This is a genomic window from Nannocystis pusilla (assembly GCF_026626665.1).
Taxonomy (GTDB): domain Bacteria; phylum Myxococcota_A; class Polyangia; order Nannocystales; family Nannocystaceae; genus Nannocystis; species Nannocystis pusilla.
In genome coordinates this window covers 10,184,566-10,206,233 of record NZ_JAPNKE010000002.1, presented here as the reverse complement: position 1 = coordinate 10,206,233, position 21,668 = coordinate 10,184,566, and the positions used below count along the sequence as shown (strand labels likewise).

Annotated in this window: 14 protein-coding genes and 2 pseudogenes; 5 read left to right on the top strand and 11 right to left on the bottom strand. The window is 72.7% G+C overall.

The window, feature by feature from the left end; all coding sequences use genetic code 11:
* Nucleotides 1-56 precede the first annotated feature (56 nt).
* From OV079_RS45185 to OV079_RS59675, 3 genes are all read right to left on the bottom strand, one after another.
* Nucleotides 57-815, bottom strand: coding sequence for a hypothetical protein (locus OV079_RS45185; RefSeq protein WP_267776089.1), 759 nt, complete (start codon nt 813-815; stop codon nt 57-59).
* A 435-nt stretch (nt 816-1,250) separates the two neighbouring features.
* The gene (locus OV079_RS45180) at nt 1,251-1,859 is read right to left on the bottom strand and encodes a hypothetical protein (RefSeq protein WP_420829456.1); all 609 of its coding nucleotides are present in this window, start codon (nt 1,857-1,859) and stop codon (nt 1,251-1,253) included.
* A complete protein-coding gene (locus OV079_RS59675) occupies nt 1,778-2,353 on the bottom strand; it encodes a hypothetical protein (protein WP_420829588.1) in 576 nt (191 codons plus the stop codon). The genes OV079_RS45180 and OV079_RS59675 overlap by 82 nt, the downstream gene beginning before the upstream one ends.
* Nucleotides 2,354-2,822: 469 nt before the next feature.
* Here OV079_RS59675 and OV079_RS45175 point away from each other — a divergent pair, with 469 nt between their 5' ends.
* The 4 genes from OV079_RS45175 (at nt 2,823) to OV079_RS45160 (ending at nt 9,141) form a co-directional block, all read left to right on the top strand.
* Entirely contained in the window at nt 2,823-5,150 is a 2,328-nt protein-coding gene (locus tag OV079_RS45175; RefSeq protein WP_267776085.1) for an alginate O-acetyltransferase AlgX-related protein, read from the top strand.
* A gap of 1,065 nt (nt 5,151-6,215) precedes the next feature.
* A complete protein-coding gene (locus OV079_RS45170; RefSeq protein WP_267776084.1) occupies nt 6,216-6,932 on the top strand; it encodes a ferritin-like domain-containing protein in 717 nt (238 codons plus the stop codon).
* A gap of 7 nt (nt 6,933-6,939) precedes the next feature.
* Nucleotides 6,940-8,649, top strand: coding sequence for a carbamoyltransferase family protein (locus OV079_RS45165; protein ID WP_267776082.1), 1,710 nt, complete (start codon nt 6,940-6,942; stop codon nt 8,647-8,649).
* Nucleotides 8,650-8,997: 348 nt separating this feature from the next.
* Nucleotides 8,998-9,141 carry a DUF5989 family protein gene (locus OV079_RS45160; RefSeq protein WP_420829587.1) on the top strand — a complete coding sequence of 48 codons (144 nt, stop codon included), beginning with the start codon at nt 8,998-9,000 and terminating at the stop codon, nt 9,139-9,141.
* Nucleotides 9,142-9,343: 202 nt separating this feature from the next.
* Here the strand turns inward: OV079_RS45160 and OV079_RS59670 are convergent.
* The 3 genes and pseudogenes from OV079_RS59670 to OV079_RS45150 all read right to left on the bottom strand — a co-directional run.
* Nucleotides 9,344-10,144: pseudogene (locus OV079_RS59670) on the bottom strand (SRPBCC family protein); the annotation flags it as partial.
* A gap of 96 nt (nt 10,145-10,240) precedes the next feature.
* Nucleotides 10,241-10,816: pseudogene (locus OV079_RS59665) on the bottom strand (helix-turn-helix domain-containing protein); the annotation flags it as partial.
* Between the two features lie 264 nt (nt 10,817-11,080).
* Complete coding sequence (locus tag OV079_RS45150) at nt 11,081-11,644, bottom strand: hypothetical protein (RefSeq protein ID WP_267776076.1); 564 nt, start codon at nt 11,642-11,644, stop codon at nt 11,081-11,083.
* A gap of 455 nt (nt 11,645-12,099) precedes the next feature.
* Here OV079_RS45150 and OV079_RS45145 point away from each other — a divergent pair, with 455 nt between their 5' ends.
* Nucleotides 12,100-12,624 carry a peptidoglycan-binding domain-containing protein gene (locus OV079_RS45145; protein WP_267776075.1) on the top strand — a complete coding sequence of 175 codons (525 nt, stop codon included), beginning with the start codon at nt 12,100-12,102 and terminating at the stop codon, nt 12,622-12,624.
* On the opposite strand, the gene OV079_RS45140 is transcribed toward OV079_RS45145, so the two are convergent.
* The 5 genes from OV079_RS45140 to OV079_RS56740 form a co-directional block, all read right to left on the bottom strand.
* A complete protein-coding gene (locus tag OV079_RS45140) occupies nt 12,621-16,742 on the bottom strand; it encodes a hypothetical protein (protein ID WP_267776074.1) in 4,122 nt (1,373 codons plus the stop codon). The genes OV079_RS45145 and OV079_RS45140 overlap by 4 nt on opposite strands.
* Nucleotides 16,743-17,044: 302 nt before the next feature.
* Nucleotides 17,045-17,233, bottom strand: coding sequence for a hypothetical protein (locus tag OV079_RS45135; RefSeq protein ID WP_267776072.1), 189 nt, complete (start codon nt 17,231-17,233; stop codon nt 17,045-17,047).
* Nucleotides 17,230-18,315, bottom strand: a complete 1,086-nt coding sequence (locus tag OV079_RS45130) for a hypothetical protein (protein WP_267776070.1) — start codon at nt 18,313-18,315, stop codon at nt 17,230-17,232. The genes OV079_RS45135 and OV079_RS45130 overlap by 4 nt, the downstream gene beginning before the upstream one ends.
* A 26-nt stretch (nt 18,316-18,341) precedes the next feature.
* Nucleotides 18,342-20,432 (bottom strand): protein kinase domain-containing protein, encoded by a 2,091-nt coding sequence (locus OV079_RS45125; RefSeq protein ID WP_267776069.1) that lies wholly within the window; start codon nt 20,430-20,432, stop codon nt 18,342-18,344.
* Complete coding sequence (locus OV079_RS56740; protein WP_267776068.1) at nt 20,429-21,385, bottom strand: hypothetical protein; 957 nt, start codon at nt 21,383-21,385, stop codon at nt 20,429-20,431. The genes OV079_RS45125 and OV079_RS56740 overlap by 4 nt, the downstream gene beginning before the upstream one ends.
* Nucleotides 21,386-21,668 lie beyond the last annotated feature (283 nt).

Below are 21,668 nucleotides of genomic sequence, written 5' to 3'. Positions count from 1 at the left end.
CGTGCACGGGAGTCTCGGGCCGCCGCGGCGACCCGTAGCCTCCCCGGCTCGGCCGCTCAGCCGCAGGGGTCGAGATAGACCACGTTGTCCTGGCCGCAGAAGAAGTTGTCGCCGTTGGGCATGCAGCAGCCGATGCCGTTGACCGCAGTGTCCGCGCTGCACGCGTCGCCCTCCGCGACGTCGGGCGGGCAGTCGATCGGGCTCACGCCGTCCGGGTCGGGGCCGGCGCCGCCGCAGCCGTAGTACATGTTGGCGGCGTCCCAGCCGCAGTTGCCGTAATTTTCGCCGGTGGTCTCCGACTCGGTCGTGACGAAGGACGTGCTCGGCTCGGAGGTGCCCGGCCACTCGGTGGTGGTCAGCGGCCCGGTCGTGCTGATGTCGGTGGTCGACGTCGACCCGCTGCCGAGGCACGCCGGCTCGTCGGGGAACAGCACCCCGTAGTTGGCGAGCGCCGAGGAGCAGGCCGCCAGGCACTCCTCGGTCAGCTCGGGCGTCGTCCAGCAGGTGCCCTCGGGCCCGTAGGCCATCTCGACCTCGGACGCCGAGTCCGGGTTGATCGCCACCACGCACAGGATGTACTGCGGACAGTCGCCGTACTGCCCGCCGCTGCTGGTGGTGCCCTCCGTCGGGCCGCCGGTCTCGGTCGCGCTCGCGCTCTCGGTGCCGCCCTCGGTCACCTCGCCGGTCGGGTCGCCGCCGCTCGGATTGCCGCTCGGGTTGCCGCTCGGGTTGCTGGTCGGGCCGGCCGACGCGGTGATGTTGCCGATCGTGTCGAGCGGGTCCTTGTTGTCGCCGCAGCCGACGAGCAGGAGCACGGACGAGACCAAACCGACGAGAGGACGAGACAGGGACGCGGGGGACATCGGCGCCGCTTCTACCAAGCGCCCTGGCCCCTCGCAAGCGGCGCCCCGGGCCGCAGGCGGGGTCCCGGGCGTCCTGGAGCCTTCGCCTTCGCTCCACCCCGTACATGTCCCGAAGGACATCTGACAGTGACACCGCTCCCCCCGCTCCTCGGCCTCGGGCGACGCGGCTCCGGTGCGCGGGTCAGCCGGGTGCCGAGGCCCCCTCGCGCCCTTCGGGCCCCGGGCCCGCGCCGCGAGCACGAAGAGGCGGCGCTGCCGGGCACGGGCACGACCTCGTCGGTCCCTGCCCGACCCGGCGAGCATCCGCGGCCGCGCCGGCCCTGCGGCCCGGCGACGGCGAGCGCCAGGTCACCCGCGCGGGCCGACGCGGCCCGCCCGGGACCTGCATCACGGGGTGCAGTAGGCGATCGTGCGGCCGGCGTAGTCCGCCGTCGCGCAGCCGGAGTAGCCCTCGGCCACGCAGTCGATCGTGCCCGGCTGGTCCCAGTCGCAGAACGAGATCGTCGCGCCGTCGCAGCTCTCGGGGGCATCGAGCCCGCACTGCGTGTCGACGAGGCCGCACGAGGCCCCGCCGGCGAACGGGCCCTCCTGCAGGTAGCCGCAGCTCTGGCCGAGCGGCTCGACCGTCGCGCAGTCGCGGCGGCTCAGCTTGCCGCCGGCGCACGTCTCGAGCACGTCGCCGTCGCACTCCTGGGAGAAGAAGTCGCACGGCTCGCCGGTGCCGATGCACGCGTTCGCGTTGCGCATCGGGTCGAAGCCGCAGACCTCGCCGGCGATCGTGAAGCGCTTCTCGCCGTCCATGCCGTTGATGAACACGAAGTTGTTCTGGGTGCGGCAGTCGACCCGCTCCAAAAACCCGTCCGGGTTGCACTCGATCAGCACCCCCGGGTCGTCCGGGTCGCACGTCGACTCCGTCACCCCGTACTCGCACGTCTCGAGCCCGCAGCCGGCCCAGATCTGGGTCCCGCACTGCTGCCCCGCCGCCGCGCAGTCCATCGCCGCGATCGGCCCGCCCTCGAAGTCGCACAGGACCCACTCGTCGCCGACGCACAGGCCCTCGCCCGGCTTCTCCGTGCAGGCGTCCGCGTGCGCCTCGGCGGGCGGCGTGCAGGCCCGCACCGTCTCGCAGTCGGGCGCGGCCAGCTTGCATCCATCGCCTCGATCGCCAGCAGCATCGAACCGGTCGACGCCCACTTCCACGGCAGGTCGAGCGCGTGCGCCAGGCAGGCCTGAAGCCCCATCGGCGTGCCGCCGTCGGCCTCGCAGGCGTTGATCCGCAGACAGTCGGCCACCCGCGGATCGGTCTCCGACCCGGTCGTGCTCTCGCTCGTCTCGCCGCTCGTCGGCGCCCCGGTGGTCGGCTCGGTCGTCCCCGTCGTGGTCGTCGTCGAAGCCGTCGTCGTCGGGCCGTCCGTCGTCGCCCCCTCGGTCGTGGAGTTGCTCGTGGTCGCCCCCTCGGTCGCGCCGCCATTGTCGCCGCAACCGATCATCAACGCCCCGCCGAGCGCGAGGGCCGTGAAACTTCTATGTACATGCCAAGAACGCTGCATACGGCGAGGGTTAGCACGTCACCCCCGCGCAGCCACGTGACGTCTTGGCCGCGCGCTGCGACGCGAGCTTGCGATCCTCTCGCGTCGCGTGACCGCCGCCGCGATTCATCACGTCGACGCGCCTCGGTGTCGCACCTGATCCGCATCGCCCGCACCTGTAGATCTTTCCCACATGCCTTGGAGGACATTCCCCTTGCGTCATGTCCTTATGAACATGTCTTCGTGGACATCTCGACTCGCGCGCGGCGAGCGTTGCCGCGACGAGCCGCGGACCGGACCGGCGGACTCGGGCGTCCGCGCGCGCCGGGTGGCCGTTTCCGCGCGTCTCGCGGCGGGATTACCCCTTCGCCGGCGATCCGGAATACCCTCACCGTGACCGGCCGTACTCCGCGGGCCGAGCGAGGCGACGATGGCCCAGCGAGCCGAACCCCCCAGCCCCACGCCGCGCCGCCGCGGGCTGCGGGCCCTGTCGATCACCTTCCAGCTGCTGTTCGGCCTCGGCCTCGGCCTCGCGCTGACCGAGGTCGCCTTCTCGGTGCGCGACGGCGGCGCGTTCCCCCACGTCAACTTCTACGTCGCCGACCCCGAGCTCGGCGTCCGCCTCGAGCCGGGCGCGACGATGGAGTTCCAGCTGAAGCCGAACCCGTCGTCGACGATCCACGTCAACGGCCGCGGCTACCGCGGCGACGAGTGGCCGGCCCCCGGCGGCGACGAGGTGATCGTGGTCGGCGACTCGCAGGTGTTCGGCCTCGGGGTCGACGACGACCGCACGTTCTCGGCCCAGCTGGCCCAGCTCACCGGCCGCCCGGTGATCAACGCCGGCGTGCCGACCTACGGGCCGATGGAGTACCTCGCGGTCGCGCGCGAGCTGCTGGCCGAGCGCCGCTCGAAGACGGTGGTGGTGGTCCTCAACTTCGTGAACGATCCGTTCGAGATCGATCGCCCCAACCGCGAGCGCCACGCGGTGTGGGACGGCTGGGCGGTGCGCAGCGAGACGGCGCCGACCCAGGTCACGCAGTTCCCGGGCCGCAGGTGGCTGTTCTCCAAGTCGCACGCGTTCTACACGCTGCGTCGCTGGCTGCACGCGCGCGGGACGGTGGAGATCCCCGAAGACTCCGAGCTCGGCAGCCCCGTCGACGTGGGCACCCCCTCGGAGGGCGGCCTCGACGACCTCGTGCTCGCCAGCCGCACCGCCCGCGCCGCCGCCGACGCCGAGCACCAGACCGCCGTCACCGCGCTCACCGGCTCGCGCACCCGCCTCGACGCGGTCGACAAGCAGATCGCCGACCAGCGCGTGACCATCGACCGCAAGCTCGCCGCCGCCAGCGAGGACGGGAAGGTCAGCAACTTCCAGCTCGAGGTCGCCCGCGGCAAGCCCGGCGACATCGTCCGCGAAGACTACGGCGAGTCGAGCCGCTCGCTGCAAGTCACCGCGAGCCTCATCCGCCAGGCCGCCAAGCTGCGCAACGACCACCTCGCGGCGCAGCTCAAGAAGGAGGAGAAGGCCGGCAAGAGCGAGCTCAAGGACCTCGTGAAGGCCGAGGCCGACCTTTTCGCCGAGCAGCAGCGCCTGCGCAAGGAGATCGCCGCCGGGGTGCCGCCAAAGGGCCGCCCGCCGTCGCGCTTTCACGAGTACCTGCAGCAGTTCAAGGCGATGTGCGACGAGTACGGCGCCGAGCTGGTGGTCGTCGCCCTGCCGATCGACGTGCAGGTCGACTCCGGCGAGTGGGCCAAATACGACGTGAGCGACGCGCCCGACATGCAGGACTCGCTGATCCTGCTCGATGATTTAGTCGCCGACGCCGCCGCGCTCGGCCTGCGCGCGGTCGACGTCACGGCGGCGCTGCGCTCGGCCCAGCCGGGGGCGTTCCTCGATCACGACATCCACATGACCGCGAAGGGCCACGCGGCGTTCGCGACCGCGCTGGCCGATCGCCTGAAGACGCCGCTGGCGGTGCCGCTGGAGCGGCCGCAGCCGGGTCTGCCCCCGGGGCGCTCGTTCGTGCCGACGGCCGCGGAGTGGACCTCGGCGCCGGAGGTGAAGGTGGTGGGCTCGACGGCGCTCGGCTGCTCGACCCAGATCGAGCGCGAGTGGCTGCGCGTGCAGTGCCGCCGCCGCGCCGCCGGGGAGGGCTTCGGCGGGGTGGTGGTCCGCGAGGGCGCGACCCCGGCGACGATGGCGATGCGGACGCCGGACAGCCTGTCGCTGGTGACGCCGCTGACCGTCGGCGAGCCGCTGACGGCCCGCTTCTACTGGAAGAAGGAGGTCCAAGATCTGCAGATCCGCTGGCCCGCGGGCGAGGACGGCAAGCCGAAGTTCGCCGGCGAATTCGTCAAGGCGGAGCTGACGATGCCGCCGGCCGACGCGGCCACGGAGGCGGCGATCGCGGGTCTTTGCGCCTGCCACGCGCAGACGCGCAAGGAGCAGCTGTGCCCGCAGGTCGGCAAGCTGTTCGACGAGTACGAGCAGGACGTCTACGACTGCAAGAGCGTGTGCAGCGACCTGTGGGGCGACCCGTCGCTGATCGCGGGGTGCACGCTGAAGTACGCCGAGGACAAGGACTGCGCGGCCCGCCTGGCCTGCGTGCAGAACGACCCGCTGTTCGCGCCGACGTGTCCTGAGGGTCATGTGTTGGCATTCGCGAGCAACCGCTGCCGGACGCCCTGCGACGAGAATCACCCGTGCGAGGGCGGGCAGCGCTGCATGCCTTGGCACGGAGGAGGCGTGTGCTTGTGAGGCTCGGAGTTCGGGACCGCGGAGACCCGGGCGCGGCGCTTCGCGTATTGCCGACTGCGCCTCGCCGATGCTCCTGCAGAGAGCCTCTCGTCGCGCTTCGCGTATTGCCGACTGCGCCTCGCGGGGTTCGGGACCGCGGAGACCCGGGCGTGACGCTTCGCGTATTGCCGACTGCGCCTCGCGGGGGGTCCGGGAAGGGGCGGCGACGAGTTCAGCGTCTGGCTGGACGCTCGTGCCTCGCGCCCAGCCTGCCTCGTATTCGTCGCCGCCCCTTCCCCGAACCCCTGGCACGGCTGCAGCCGTGAGAGGCCGACCCGCCGAACTCGGCTCCGATGATAAACCGTCGCCAGAAGTCGACCGTCGGGCGCCTGTTCGACGGCCAGGGCTGGCCGCCGAACAGACGCCTTCTCGCGTCATTCACGGCGTCTCCTCTCTCTGCAGAGACACTCGCGCCGACCTCGCCTCGGACGACGCACCCCGGGCCTACGCCGGCAGTTCGATGCCCCTGCGACGGCCTGGCCTGGCCGCCGAACAGACGCCTTCTCGCGTCATTCACGGCGTCTCCTCTCTCTGCAGAGACACTCGCGCCGACCTCGCCTCGGACGACGCACCCCGGGCCTACGCCGGCAGTTCGATGCCCCTGCGACGGCCAGGGCTGGCCGCCGAACAGATGCCTTCTCGCGCCATTCACGGCGTGTCCTCTCTCCGCGAGGACTCGCGCGACGGCCTCGCCTCGGACGACGCGCCCCGGACCTACCCCGGCAGTTCGATGCCCCTGCGACGGCCTGGCCTGGCCGCCGAACAGACGCCTTCTCGCGTCACTCACGGCGTGTCCTCTCTCTGCAGAGACACTCGCGCCGACCTCGATGGGCCGGCGTACGTGCGAAGGCCGGAGCGGACGGCGACCTCGGCTTCAGCCGGGCCGCCGCCCGGTGAAGTGCGACACGTGCGCCTGCATCGGACGACCTTCAGGACATGTCTATATGGACATGTTCAAAAGCACATATCGCTGACCGGCAGAGGGTCACGGCGAACGGGGCCGATCGCCGCTCGGAGGCCGGCGCGATGAGCCGCGACGTCACCGGCGCGCTCGCGCGTTTGCTCAGCCCGCTGGCCTGGCGCGGGCCGGCTCGCAGCGCGCGCAAGCTGTACGCGTTCGCGCTGGCCGAGCAGGGCAGCATGCTCGACCTGCGGCTGGCGGCGGCGCGCACGTCGTCGCCGGCGCGGGCGGCCGCTTATCTGCGGCACGCCGACGACGAGGCCCGGCACGCGCAGATGTTCGCCAGGCGGGCGGCGAAGCTGGCCGGCGAGGCGGCGCGGCCGTTCGTGCTGCCGCCGCTGCGGGCCGACTCCGAGCGGCTGTTCGAGCTGCTCGGCGAGCGCGACTTCCTCGCCTTCGTCCACTTCGGCGAGGAGCGGGCGCGGCGGCAGTTCGAGGCCTACGTCACATGGTTCAAGGGACAGGCGCGCGAGCAGGACGCGGCCCTTTTTGAGACGATCCTGGTCGACGAGCGGCGGCACGGGCAGTACACCCGCGAGCTGTTGGTCGCGCTCGCGGGCGAGGTCGAGGCCCGTCGGGCGCTGCGCCGCGTGGCCCGCTGGGAGCTCGGGCGCCGCTGGCTGCGGGCCGGGCGGTTCGTCGCCGAGCGGGTCTACCTCGCCCTCACGCTCGCGCTCTACGTCCTCGCCGCGCCGCTGGCCCTGCTGGTGCGCCTGGTCCGGCCGATCCGCCCTGGCCTGCGCGCCGAGGCGCCCGCGAGGCCTCTGCCCGCGTCCGAGTGATCGCGTCATGGCCCGCGTCCTCGGCATCTCCGCCCACTACCACGACGCCGCCGCCGCGCTGGTGGTCGACGGCGAGGTGGTCGCGGCGATCCAGGAGGAGCGGCTGTCGCGGATCAAGAACGACCCCGGCCTGCCGCTGGCCGCCGCCTTCGCCTGCCTGCAGCACGCCGGCCTGCAGCCCGGCGACCTCGACGCCGTCGCCTTTTACGAGGAACCGTTCGCCAAGCTCGAGCGCGTCCTCGTCCACCTGCTGCGCCACCTGCCGCGGACCTGGCGGGCCTTCCCGCGCGCCCTCGCCGGCCAGCTCGGCAGCAAGATCTGGGTCCTCGATCACCTGTCCGAAGGGCTAGGTGTCGCCCGCGACCGCGTGGTCCGCTTCGACCACCACCGCAGCCACGCCGCCAGCGCCCTGCTGGTCTCGCCGTACGAGCGCGCCGCCGTGCTCGTCGTCGACGGCGTCGGCGAGGCCCACGCCACCACGATCTGGGACGGCCGCGGCGACGACCTGCGGCTGCTCGCCAGCGTCGACTTCCCCCACTCGCTCGGCCTCCTCTACGCCGGCCTCACCGCCTTCCTCGGCTTCGCCGTCAACGAGGGCGAGTACAAGGTCATGGGCCTGGCCGCGTGGGGGCAGCCGCGCCTGCGCGAGCATTTCCAAAAAATCGTCCGCCTCACCGGCGACGGCGCCTACGAGCTCGACCTGGCCTGCTTCGCCCACATGAGCGACGCCGACCTCGGCTTCGGCCCCGCGCTCGAGCGCCTGCTCGGCCCGCGCCGCCCGCCCGGGCGCCCGTGGGACTTCGAGCGCGCCGACGACCGCCACTACGCCGACGTCGCCGCGACCTTGCAGGCTGTCCTCGAGGACATCTTGCTCGCGCTCGCCCGCAAGGCCCGCGTCCTGACCGGCGCCGACCACCTGTGCCTCGCCGGCGGCGTCGCCCTCAACGCCCTCGCCAACGCCCGCCTGCAGGCCGAGGCCGGCTTCTCGCGCGTGTTCGTCCAGCCGGCCGCGGGCGACGCCGGCGGCGCGCTGGGGGCCGCCCTGCTGGCCGCGAAGGGCCGCGGCGACCCGCGCCCCGCACCGCTGCGCAGCGCCGCCCTCGGCCTGCCGATCGACGCCGCCCGGGCCCACGACATCGCCGGCGAGCTCGGCCTCCCGGTCCGCCGCGTCGACGATCCCGCCGCCCACGTCGCCCGCCTCGTCGCCGCCGGCAAGATCGTCGCCCACGCCCGCGGACGCTTCGAGTGGGGCCCGCGCGCCCTCGGCCAGCGCTCGCTGCTCGCCTGCCCGCGCGACCCCGCCACCCGCGAGCGCATGAACCGGCTGATCAAGGAGCGCGAGCCGTTCCGCCCGTTCGCCCCCGCCGTCCTGTCCGAACGGACAGGTGATTTTTTCAATGCCGCTCCTGACGACATGACCCCGTTCATGACCACCACCGCGCGGGTGCGCGACGCGACGCAAAGCCGCCTCGGCGCGACCACCCACCGCGACGGCACCGCCCGCCTGCAGACCGTCGAGGCCGCGCGCGCCCCCGAGCTGCACGCCGTGCTGAGCGAGCTGGCCGCCCTCGGCCACGACCCGGTGGTCCTCAACACTTCGCTCAACGGCGCGGGCGAGCCGATCGTCGCCGGCGCCGAGGATGCCCTGGCCTTCTGGCTGCGCCACGGCGTCGACGCCCTCGTCATCGAAGATCTGCTGATCGAGAGGTCCCCATGACCGCGCCGCGCACGATTGCGAGGACCGCATGACCGACTTGCACGCCCCGAGCTCCGCACCGCCAGCGATTGCGAGGACCGCATGACCGCCCCGCCCCGCTCGGCCTTCGCCCACACTGCGAGGACCGCATGGCCGCCCCGCCCCGCTCGGCCTTCGCCCCCACTGCGAGGACCGCATGGCCGCCTCGCCCGCTCGGCCTTCGAGTCGCCCACCGCTGCGAGGACCGCATGACCACCTCGTCCCTCCGAGCTTCGAGCCGCTTGCGATTGCGAGGACCGCATGACCGCCCCCGTGGTTCGTCCGCCGCGCCCCGGCCTGCTGCGCCGCCTCGCCGCTCGCCTGCGCACGATCGGCGGCCTCGTCCTCCACTTCCTCCACCCCGCGCGCTTCGTCCTCGCGCCGCTGCTCCTCGTCCTGCTGCTCGCCGGCGTGCTGCTGTGGCTCACCGGCGGCCTCGCCTACGTCGCGCCGTTCGTCTACACCCTGTTCTGAACCGATCCGCCGACCGCGGCTGCGCTCGCGAGCGGACGAACGAGCGCTCGTATCTCGCGGGCGCACCGGCCCGCCTCGTGCGAGGCGAAGCCGGTCGTGTGATGCGGCCCCTCCTTGGGCAGGGTCATCGGGCTGCGAACGGGCACGTCGTACCCGCGGCGCGCTCACGCCTTCTCTCGCCTCGCTCTCGCCCCGCCCCGTTTCACGCGGACGGTCGCAGGAATGGCGGAATGCCGCCATTCATGTCAGGGCGCTCACGCCTTCGGCGATTCGGGCTCGCCTCGGGGAAGCGCTTCGCCATCCACGCGCGCCACTGCGGCTCGGCCTCCGCGGCGGCCTCGCTCGCGCCGTCGCCATAAAAATAGACGCTCAGCGCGGTGCGGGCCTTGCCGCCCCACGAGTACGTCCCGATCTCGGCGATGCCCGGCGCGGGGTGGTCGAGGCGCAGCATCACCTCGCAGGTCTTCGCGCCCTGCTGCACCCGCTCGACCGTGCCCGTGAGCGTCGGCGCGTCGACCGGCGTCGTGCGGTGCTCGCCGACGTTGGGACCCGACACCCCGAGCGCCAGGCTCACCTCGCGCCACGCGTCGTGATGCGTCCCCGCGACCACGCCCGAGGCGCGGAAGGCCGCGGCCTTCTGCCCCGCGAAGTGCTGCAGGTACGCGCGCAGGACCTCGAAGAAGCCCGGCCAGCCCGCCTCGAAGCCCTCGAGCTCGTCGTCCCAGGTGTCCTCGGCGGTGAACAGGCTGTGGACCATGCGGACCACGCAGGTGTCGCCGGAGCGGGCGCGGATGGAGATCTCCGTCGCCACCGGCGGGGCCCCGTCCTTCCACTCGCGCTCCTCGTAGCAGAGGCGCGCCGGCGGTTGCCACGCGGTGATCGTGCCCCGCGAGACCGCGCCGTCGCCGAAGTCGAACGCGATCGCGCCGCCCTCCTGTGCGTCGACCGTCGTGGTCGTGAACCACGCGCTGATGCCCGGCCCGGTGGCCATCGCGTGCCACAGCTGCTCCGGCGTCCCGGGGAAGATCACATCGAGCTCGACCCATCGCTTCTCGGCGTCATTCTTGACTGGCATGGCGCTCCTTTCGTGCTGCGTCGGCGGGCCGGGGTGCGCCATCACCAGCAGGCGATAGTCGCGGCCGCCGGGCGCCGAGGTATTGTGATAGCGGGCGACCAATGTCGTGATCGCCAGAGTGAGATCCTTGGTGAAGGCGGCCCGCTCGCTCGCCGAGGCGAAGCGGACCTCGGTGTCGATCGAGAGGGTCGCCAGCCGCCGGTCGGCGTCGACGGCCCGGCGCCACAGCGCCCCGACCTCGCGCACGACGCGGGCCGCGAGCGCGATCAAGTAGCCCGCCGACAGCCGATCGCGGGTGCGCCCCGGATCGGCGGCGACCGGCCCGAGCGCGGCGGGCGAGACGACGTACGAGCCGGCCGTGGCGACGAACAGGCGCTCGGTGAGGCCGCCCCAGCGCCGCTGCTCGGTCTCCCGCACGAGGTCGTGGGCCTCCAGCGCGCGCAGGTGGTAGTTCACCTTCTGCCTCGGCAAGCCGAGCCGCGCGGCGAGGCTGGCCGCGGAGGCGGGCTCGGCCGCGAGCTCCGCCAGCAGCCGGCCACGCACCGGGTCGAGGGCGACGGTGGCCGCCGCCGGATCGTCGATGACGGCGATGTCGAGCATGCCTTTTAAAATAGTTTGAAAAATTTTCTTGTCAATGACCTACGAATCGTGAAACGCTGGCCGCACCCACCGTCGAATGAACCCAAGGCCGCGGGACATTCGTGCCCCTCTCCGCGCATTACGAGACGTGGGCGAACGAGCGGATGAACCCCGGTGCAGAGCCGCCATCGCGTCGCTACGGGTCCAAAGTCGCGACGCATGAGCTCGCCGGTACCGACCTGCCGCGGCCGTCGCACCGCAGGTGCGCGAGCTCCTGCTCGCCCGTCAGATGAGGCGGAAGATCGCGTGGCGCAGCGGGCGGATCAGCCCGATCGTCGCCTCGTCGCCCTTGAGCAGCGCCGCGGCGGTGAGGCACGCCTCGGCCAGCACCACCTCGATCAGCTCCGCCGACAGCCCGAGCTGCTCGCCGACCTCCCGCACGCGCGTGCGCTCGGCGCCCGACAGACCGTCGAGCGCGGCCAGCAGGGTCCCGCCCGACAGGATGTACAGCGCCAGCGAGCTGTGCGGCTGCACCACCTCGGCGACGTGCTCGGGGCGGACCGTCGACACGTCGAACTCGAGCAGGTGGCGCTGCGCCACTTCGGGCAGACCGTGGCGGTCCATCAATCGCTTGAGGCCGGTGACCTCGGCGCCGCTGACCCCGTCGGCCGCGGCCATGTATTTCGACAGCAGGATCAGGTGCAGCTCGGTCTCGACGCTGATCTCCGCGCCCAGCCCGTGGACGGCGTGATCGCGGACGCTGAGCTCCACGTTGCGGTACGTCTCGTCGTCGAGGCCGTCCAGGAGCTCCTGGACCGACGCCAGGATCGGGTTCGTCGCCGCGTTCACGCAGACCTCCGCCGGGTTCGTTTATAACCCACGCGATCCGCCCCAGCATGGGGGCCCGGCCATGCGCGCCCGCGCGCGATCTCGTCCCGCGCGACGTCCGGGCCGCACGCCCCGTCTCGCGGCGATCGTGACGGGTCGCGAGCGCCGGGCTCGTCCGCGCGGCGTCCGAGACCCGCGTCGGGATTGCCCGACGAAGACCTCGCGCCGCAGCGCACGCGCTCGCGCTTGCGTGCATTTCAGCCCGGTAAGGCGCGGCCCCGTCGCGGCTTGCCGGGCCTCGTGCGCGCGCACTACAATGGTCGCCGCAGCATGCCGAAGCACGTCGTGACGCCCGGCGAAGGGGTCTCCAGCATCGCCGACGCGTACGGGTTCTTCCCCTGACCCTGTGGAACCACCCGGAGAACGCGCGCCTCAAGGCCGAGCGCGAGGACCCCAACATCCTCGCGCCGGGCGACGTGGTGTTCATCCCGGACAAGCGCGTCCGCCAGGAGGACGTCGCGACCGACGACGTGCATCGCTTCGTCAAGCGCGGCACGCCGGCGCTGCTGCGCCTGCAGGTGTTCGTCGCCGGCGCGCCGCAGCGCGAGCAAGACTACGAGCTCCGGATCGACGGCGTGATCCGCCGCGGCCGCACCGACGCCGACGCCGTGCTCGAGGAGACGGTCCCGCCGGCGGCGAAGCTGGCGATCCTCGAGATCGGTCCGGCGCGGACGCGCTTCGAGATCCGGATCGGCCACGTCGATCCGCTCGACCTGCAGCGCGGCGTGCAGCACCGCCTCGGCAACCTCGGCTTCGCCTGCGGCGACGAGGCCTCGACGCGAGCCGCGATCGCGGCGTTCCAGCGGCGCTGCGGTCTGCCCGAGACCGGCGACTTCCGAGATCCGCAGCTGCTCGCGGCGCTCCGCCGCTACCACGACGAGCGCGAGCCGCTGCCGGCCGCGGGCACGAGCGGCCGGCTCTGGCGCGACGAGCCGCTCTAGGCGCTACGCCGGCAGCTTGTCGCGCAGGCCCAGGACCTGCCGCTTCGTCGTCTCCAGCCACGGCTCGAGCCGGTGCACCCGATCGGTCGCCGTGACGTGCTGGCGGAACTGCTCGGCCGACTGGATCGCGGCCTCGTAGGTCGTGATGACGTTGCGCAGGCGGATGGCGCGGGCCACCAGAGCCGGGTCGTTGCTGTTGATGCCGAGCGCGTTCTTCCGCTGCAACAAGAACGCGTCGTAGGACTGCACCGCGGCCTGCGCCAGCTGGTCGGCCAGGGGTTGGGCGAGGGCGGCGGCGCGAGCGGCCGCGGGCCGAGCAGCTCCGCCGCCGGCATGGGATCGTGGTCGTCCTTGATCGCGTTGAGCGCCGCGTTGAGCTTGCCGAAGTCGGCGCCGCCGCGCAGCGCAGGGTCGACCTCGGCGGTGGTGCCCTGGAAGTACCACTTCGCGAGCGCCGCCACCCCGAGGCGCGGCAGCAGCTCGGCGGCGACGAAGTGGAGGAACTGGATGTAGCTCGGGTTGAGGTTGAGGAACAGGTGGGCCTGGAGGTGCGGCGCGGTCGCGTAGCGGTGATGCGCGAGCATCAACGCGAACAGCTCCGTGAGCCCCTCGTGGAACATCTTGTCGTGGTCCCAATCCTGGTACACGTGGACGATCTCGTGGAGCGGCACGTCGGCCCCCCACAGCGCGTGGTGGACGTTGAGGCCCATCGAGCCGCCGCCGCGGCCGTCGCCGGCCGTGACCCCGCCGATCAGGAACAGGTACTCGTGGTGCCGCTCCCACGCGCAGGCGTATCCGCTGTTGTCGCCGGCGAACACCGCGGCCTCGGGTCGGTCGGCGCCGTCCGGCACGTACGTCGCAGGCGACACCTGGAGCGGCGCCCCCGTCAGCGCATCGACGGCCGGGCACGGGCTCCACTCGTACTTGGGCACCCCGCGGATCGTCCGCAGCGCCGGGTTGCTCTGCACGCACAGGCTGGCCTGATCGAGCGTGAAGTCGCGCTGCGGGTTGACCCCCAGGACGTTCTGCAGCAGGTGTTCGATGTCGACGTGGAGCTGCGCCGGATCGGGCAGGCTCACCTGGTTTACCGGCGCGACGACGTGGGCCGGCTCGACGAGGCGCAGCGCCGCCGAGCTCGCCGGCATCGCGCCGGCGTGGATGTCCCAGCCGCGCAGCTTCAGGTTGCACTTGCCGCAGAAGTTCGGGCGATAGCGGGTCGTCTTGAAGTGCGATTCGCACGGGTCCCGCCCCTCGAACTTCGACGCGTAGTCCCACGCCGCGTAGCTCATGATGCAGTTGGCGTCGGCGCGGTCGTGGTCGTCGGGGTTGGAGAAGTCGGCGTCGATGGTGTCCTGCGCGTTCTGCCAGTGACGCAGGAACAGGCAGTGCGCCATCTCGTGGGTGACGAGGTGCTCCTGGTCCATCGGCAGGTCGGAGCAGACCATGCAGACCCCGTCGCTGACGCCGGTGGACGTGCCGTAGGTGAGGTTCTGCAGGCTGTTGGGCGCCCCGGTGTCGACCGGCGCCGGGGTCGGGTGCGCCTTGTAATAGACGATCGTCAGGCCGGCGCCCGGGCGCGTCCCGGGGGCCGCGGGGTGGCGGGCGATCTCGTAGAACTCCTCGACCAGCGACTTGGTGGCGAGCGAGCCGACGGTCGAGTTGACGCGGTCGCGGAACAGGTGGGTCTCGTACGCGGCGACCGACCGGCAGTAGCGCGCGTCGTCGTCGGCCTCGAGCTCCGGCGCGAGCGCCGGGTAGGCGCCCGGCGGCGGCCCGTTGGCGCCGGCGGCCGAGAACTGCGCGAAGTGGACGCTGAAGCGCTCGAGGCACGGATGGATCGGCGACGGGCACCCGGCCTTCTGCGCGAGCTTCGTCGTCTCGGCGATGTCCTTCGTCAGCTGCCGCATCAAGTTGCGCAGCGCCGTGACCTCCGCCGGCGTCGCGGGGTTGACCGCGGCGACGAGCATCTCGTTGAGGATGTCGACGCGGCTGGCCGGCAGGCCGACGAGGTTGGTGGTGTGCGGCAGCGGCCGCACCACCCGCGCGGCCCGCCCGACGGCGCGGCACGAGCCCATGCCGGCGGGGTTGTAGACGAGGTTCAGCTCGGTGAGAAAGTGCTGCGCCACGGCCTGCAGCCAGGCCGGCCGGGCCGGTTGGTTCCACAGCGCCAACATGTTGTAGCGGACCTTCACCGGGTCCTTCGGCGCCCCGCCGAGCGAGGCCCGCCGCCACTTGACCAGCGCCGACGCGAGGGCGCCGACCATGAGGTCGTTGATCACGTTGACCGGCGCGCTGAACTGCGCGGCGCCGTGGGCGGCGAGGTGGCGGAACTCGACGGAGCGCGGGTCGAACGGGAAGAACGCGGCCGTCGAGAACTCGGCGAAGTCGGAGTTTATCCCCGGGTCCTCGTTCGGGGTGAACCACGACTTGCTCTGATCCTGCGTGAAGCTCTCGTACGAGGCCTTCAGCGCCGCGAGGTCGCCCGGCTGCAGCGCCGACAGGGCGAAGCTCCGCACCGGCGGGACGATCTCGATGAAGGCCGGCGCGAACTTGGCGGCGATGGCGTTCCAGTTCGGCGCCGCGGGGGTGTTGCCCCACTGGATGAACGCGGCCATCGGGATCCGTCGCCACAGCTCGAAGGTGCCGGTCGCCGCGGTGATGGCGTTCGGGTGGGCCGCCTGCACGCTGGCGTGCGCGTGCGACAGGTCGAGCGCCGCGGCGAGCTTGAAGCTGTCGCCGGCGACGCGCGAGGCGTGGAGGTACACGACAGACTGCGGGGCGCAGCTCTTGTGATTGGGGTCGACGTGCGGGCGCGTCTCCAGGCCCGTGGGCACGTTCGCGGCCGGGTACGGCGCGCACGCTTCGAGCGCGGCGACGACGTCGCTGACGGCGATGCCGGTGACGATCCCGCCGACGATCGAGCGCGCGTTGTGATAGGTGCTGGCGACCGCTCCGCCGAGCGCCTGCACCGCCGCGTCGACGTAATCCTTGGTGCGGCTCGGCCGATCGGGCTGGGCCGTGGGCAGGCCGTTGTCCCGCGTCGCGCGGTCGGTCCAGGTCCAGCGGATCCGGAAGTCGCCGAGCGCGCCGAACCCGGCAGCGGGGGCGCGGTTGCCGGCGCTGTCTTGCAGGTAGACCGTGGCCCGGACGGGCAGCATGGGCCGCGGCAGGTTGGCCTGCTCGACCGCGACCTTGCGGTCCGGGTTGAACTCGGCGTCGATGCCGACGTAGAAGCGCTCGGCGTCGAGGTAGAGCGGCTCGTCGCGGTTGGCGTCGGTGAACACGCGGGCGTCGCCGAGGATGAACTCGGCCGCGTTGCCGGCGCTGTCGAGACGGTGACGATCGCCGCGGTGCAGCGCGGCCAGCAGGTCGGGCGTGATCGCCTTGAGCCCGCCGGGCGCGTCGACCCACGGGGCGAGCACGTCGTCGCCTCTGGCGTCGTAGTGAAACAGCCGGCGCGACAGCTCCGGGTGGTTCCGCTTGTAGCGCAAGATCGCCAGCTCGAGGCCGGGGGTGACCGAGGGCGGCGTCGGCTGCGGGCCGGGGAAGTAGCCCAGCGCGCCGAGGCGGTACCACGTGTAAAGAATGATGTCCGGGTCGGTCAGCGTCGCCGCGGCGAACGTCGGCGCGAGCCCGGCGACGACGCCGCCCAGCCGCGCCACCTCCTCGGCCGGCAGCCACTCGCCGAGCGAGAGCTCGAGCGAGTGATAGAGCACCGCGACCTGATGCACGGTCGGCACCGGCGGCGCGTCCTTGACCAGGCTCGTCAGCTTGTTCTTGGCGCTGGCGAAGAAATGCAGGGAGGCCGCGAAGAAGGCCGTGGGCGCCGGGTTCTCGACCCCGTAGAGCCGCGCCCGGTACGGCGAGTCGAGCGGGCTGACGAAGCGCATGGCGGCGTCGGGCGCGGTGTGGTCGCCGCGGCCGTCCCACAGCGTCCCGTCGTAGAGGCCCACGGTCCGGGCGCGGTAGACCACCCGGCCCTGGCGGTCGCTGATCTCGAACTCGTAGGAGTCGTAATGCGTCGGGTTGCCCGGGTCGTACACGAAGGTCACGTTCTCGTGCCCGGGCGCGAATTGCTGCACGTCGGCGCTGTGAATGTTCAGCTCGGTCCGGGGCACGGCGAAACCTCGGGCGACGCTAGGAGGCGCTGCCGCGGGTGTCAAGGCGACGAGAATGCGCATTCGCGCGGGCGCCGGCGCGGCCCGGGGGCGCGCGCGAATGCTCGCTCGCGCGACCGGCTCGGGCGGCGACGCGGCGGCGAGCGCGGATTCGCGGCGCCGCCGGTCAATGTGCGTAGTGCGTCGCGGTCACCCGGGCCGCGCGTCGTGCGTCCCCCGACCCGCGGGGGCCGCCGCGGCCCGCGACGTGTCGCGCGCGGACACGCGGCCGCGGGGCCACGCGCGTCCGCACGGCGCGGGCGTCAGCGCTTGAGCTGGAACCCGGGGGCGCCGGGCGAGCTGCGCGCCGTCCCGCCGGCCCAGCTGTTGAAGAACGCCTGCGCCGACTTGTTGTCCGGGTCGATGCGGATCACCCGCTGATAATAATCGTTGGCGCGGTCGTAGCGGGTCATCAGCTCGTTGACCTGGGCCAGCCCGAGCAGCGCCGTCAATGCAGGTCGCCGGTCGCCTTCAGCAATTGTTCATAGTAGACCTCGGCGTCGTCGTACTTGTCGATCTGCCGCATGCCCTGGGCCATGCAGCGCAGCGCCTCGATGTTCTGCGGCTTCTGCTCGAGCACCGCTTGCAAGATCTTCACGCCCGCCTGAGCGTCGCGGAAATTCACCTGATAGCAGCCGTCGTCGACCCGCTCCTCGATCGTCTTCTTCGGCCGCTTCTGCCCGACGTTCGGCGCCGCGGGCGGCTTGTCGTTGCCCGGCTTGCTGGTGGTCGCCTCGCTGGCCTTGCCGGCCGTGCCGCTCGCGTCGAGCGGGTCCGCCTCGCCGGTCGTCGTGCCGTCGGTGGTCTCGCTGCCCGGCTCGGGCCCGGACGTCGTCACCTCGGGCGGCTTCTCGCCGGTGGACGGCGGCGGCGCGCTCGTCACGGTCGCCGGCGGCAGCTCGGGGCCCATCTTCTCGAATTGCGTGGTGGAGCCGTCCTGCTTGGCCTCGGGCGGCGCGGGCTCGGTGGCCGAGGGGTCGCGCTTCTGCTCGCTCTTCGACGGCACGAACTGCCGCGAATCACCGGAGTCACTGCCGCCGCGCTCGCTCGTCTCGCGCAGGCTCGGGCCTGCGATCTGCATCGCCAGCAGCACCAGCGCCGCGCTGGCGCACAGGCCCAGCAGCGCGTACACGCCGCGGCCGGGCGCCCGCGCGTGGACTGCCGCCGGCGGCACGGCCTCCGCCTGCGCGGCGGCTCGCGGGTAGACCGCGCCCGTGGTCGGGTGACGCGCGCGCTCGACCGCGTCGATCTCGGCGCTCGCCACCGTCGCTTCGTCGAGGGCCATCTCGGTGGCGGTCGCCTGCCGCGCCGTCGCCGACAGGGCCGCCGTCGTCAGCGTCGCCTCGGCCGCGCGCGGGGCCTCTTCTTGCTTCGCCACCGCGAGCTTCGCCGGGGCCATCGGCGCCGGGGCCATCGGCGCCGCGAGCATCGGCGCCGCGAACGATCGCGGCGCGGCGGCTTCCAGCGCCGGGACGATCGGCGCCGCGTCGTCGTCCCGCTCCGCCTCGAGCAGCGTCGCGTCGTCCAGATCCACCTCGACAGGCGCCGCGCTCCGCAGCGTCATCGGGGCCGCCGCGCCGCCCGGCCCCCCGCCGGAGCCGCCGGCTTCGCCGCCGCCAGCGGTCCCGACTCCGGCAGCGGCAGCGTCGCGAACATCGCGGTCCACGTCGGCGCCATCGACTTCTGCGGCGGCGGCGCGGCCTCGACCTCCTTCTCCGCCCACGCCGTCGACAGCGCCTGCGTGAACTCGGCCGCCGAGCGGAAGCGGCGCTCGATCTCCCACGCCACTCCCTTCTTGAGCACGTCCTTCATCAACCCCCCGCAGTGCAGGCGGTCGATGAAGCGGTCGGCGTCGCGGACCACCTCCAGCGGCAACTCGGCCCCGTGGAGCCCGAACACCGCGGTCATCGCCAGGCCGTAGATGTCGGCGCGGTGGTCGGCGTCCTGCGGCCGGTTGAGCACCTCGGGCGCCGCGTAGATGAACGAGCCCATCGGCCCCGTGCGGGTCGAGCCTGACGCGTCCTGTTCGCGGACCAGGTCGAAGTCGGTCAGCTTGGCCGCGGCGGCCTCGCCGAGCAGCACGTTCGACGGCTTCACGTCGCGGTGGACCAGCCCGCGCTCGTGCGCGTGGACCAGCGCCTGGCCGACCGCGACGACGCCCGCGACCACCTGATCCGCGGTGAGCTTCTTGTCGAGCACCGCCTCGTGGAGCGTCCCGCCGGACATGTACTCCATCACGAAGAAGTGGCGCCCGGCCTCCTCGCCGTACGGCTCGAGCACCTGCACGATCGCCGGGTGGCGCAGCTCGGACATCTTCCACGCCCCGCGGAAGAAGCGGTCGCGGCGGGTCTTGTCCTCCGCGAATTGCCCGTGCAGCACCTTGAGCGCCACCTCGCGCTTGGTCGTCTCGTCGCGCGCGTGCCACACCGTGGCGAACCCGCCCTGACCGACCATCCCCAGCAGGCGGTAGCGGCCGCGGGCCAGCACGTCGCCCACGCGGAGCTGCGCGCCCTCGCGGAACTCTCGCTTCAGCGCCGCGATCTCGATCTCGACCTCGGTCGTCGCGCCGCCCTCGTCCGCGAGCTGCTGGCGCTTCGTCAGCGCCGCCTCGAGCTTGCGGCCGAGCGTCGCCTTGGCGCCTGCGACCTTGAGGTCGAGCGGGCCGCCGGTCCCGAACACGCGGGCGTACACCTCGTTGCGGAACGGGTCCATCCCGCGGCACAGGCCGGTCAGCTGCAGCTCCTTGCGGTCCTCCTCGCCGAGCTCCTCGCCGTCGACGAGGCGGCGGAACAGCATCGCCAGGCGCGCGTCCTGGGTGACCAGGCGGAAGATGTTGTAGAAGTGGATGTTGCGCGAGCTCTCGGCGACGATCGTCGCCACCACCGCGTCGACGTCGCTGGCGTCGAGCTTCTTGGCCCCGCGGGCGGCGCGGTTCCACAGCGCCTCGAACACCAGCTGGCACAGGAACACCGAGCCCGCCGTCAGCTCGAACACGCGGGACACCAGGTCGGGCCCGGCGAACGCCCCCGCGGTGGCCAGGTACGACGCGAGCTGGCTGACCTGCGCCAGCGACAGGTCCTCGAGCGCGATCTCGATGGCGACGTTGAACGGCGACCAGCGCGGGTCGGAGATGAAGCGCGACGAGTGGGCCGCCCCGGCCAGCACGAAGGTCAGGCGCTGCAGCGCCTCCTCGTGCGCGCGCAGGTTGAAGAAGGTCCTGATCTTGCTGAAGATCTGCTCGCGGCACTCGACGTGGAGGAGCACGTCGATCTCGTCGACGAAGATCACCAGGCGGCCGGGGAACGCCGCCAGCCAGGCCTTGAACACCTCGCGCGGGTCGCCCTTGCCGATCGGCGCCGGGTCGAAGTTGGCGCTGCGGGCCACCTCGTGCAGGAACTGGCGCCAGAAGTCGTCGTACGAGCGGACCACGAACGGCGACAGGTCGACCAGCGCGCAGCGGAACTCCGGCGCCGGCAGCGACGACATCGTGCGCGCGATCAGGCTCGACTTGCCGCTCTGCCGCGGCGCCGCGAAGTACGGGTAGTACTGGTTGTCGCGGATCTGCTCGACCAACTCCGCGTCGGCGCCGCGGCGGATGTACGCCTTGCCGGCGAACGCCCCTGCCGCCCGGTACGGGTTGTCGACCGTCACCGGTAGCTCTTCTTGCGCACCCGCGCCGCCAGGTCGGCGTCGCCGGCCCCGGCCGCCTCGTCCTTCCACAGGTTGAAGCACAGGCACTGGGCCGGCTTCGGCAGCATCTTCGTGCGCTCGCGGATCGTCGCCCGCTCGGCCTCCGCCACTGCCCGCGCCCGCGGCGGCAGCAGGGCCAGCAGCTGGCCGAGCTCCGCCTCGGTGAACGGGCGCAGCTCGACCTCGAGCCAGTCGCCGAGGTTGGGGTTCGACAGCTCGAAGCTCGCCAGCACCTCGGCGATCGGGTCGCGCGTCGTCACCACCAGCCGCAGCGACCCCGCGAGCTGGCTGACCACGCGGTACAGCGCCGGCACGAACCGCTGCGCCACCTCCGGCGTCAGCCCGCCGAACTCGTCGAGCGTCAGCAGCAGCGGCCGCTGGGCGGCGGCCGTCTGGACCTCGCGCCAGGTCTTGAACGTCTGCCCGTAGGCGCGGCCGACCTCGGCGAAGAACTCGTCGAAGAACAGGTTCACGTCGTCGACCCGCATCATCTGCAGGTCGAGCAGGCACACCGCCGCGCCCGCCCCGCCGAGCCACGCGCGGTCGGCCCGCAAGAGCAGGCTCGACTTGCCGATCGAGAAGTCGCCGCGGACCACCACCACGCTCGCGCCGCCCTCGAGCGCCTCCGCCAGCGCCGCGTCGGCCGCCCGCGCCACGTACGAGCGCGCCGCCAGCCCCAGCATGCCGGCCTTCTGGAACGGGTTCGGCCCCTGGGGCATGCCCGGAGCGACATGCCCTGCAGGACCGGTCCCCGAGGACATGCCCGAAGCACCATGTCCTTGCGGACCTGTCCCCGAGGACGAGCTGGGCGGCGTCGTCCCCGGCGCGCAGGCGGCCTCGGCGTGGGTCCCGAGCACCGCGGCGAGCGAGCCGGCGGTGTGCGACGACGACGCCGCCGGCTCGGAGGGCGGCACGATCGGCCGCTGCCCGCTCTCGCCGGCGAAGAACGACCCGCTCTGCCCCGGCCGCGCCCCGCTCTCGCCCGCGAGGTGCGCTCCGCTCTCGCCGGGCCGCGCCCCGCTCGCGCCCGCGTGCTGCGCCCCGCTCTCGCTGGCGTGCTGCGCCCCGCTCTCGCCGGGCCGCGCCCCGCTCGCCGGGCCGCGCCCCGCTCGCGCCCGCGTGCTGCGCCCCGCTCTCGCTCGCGGTCGGCTCGGCCAGGCGCTCGGCCAGCCGCGGCAGGAACGTGTGCGCGTCGAT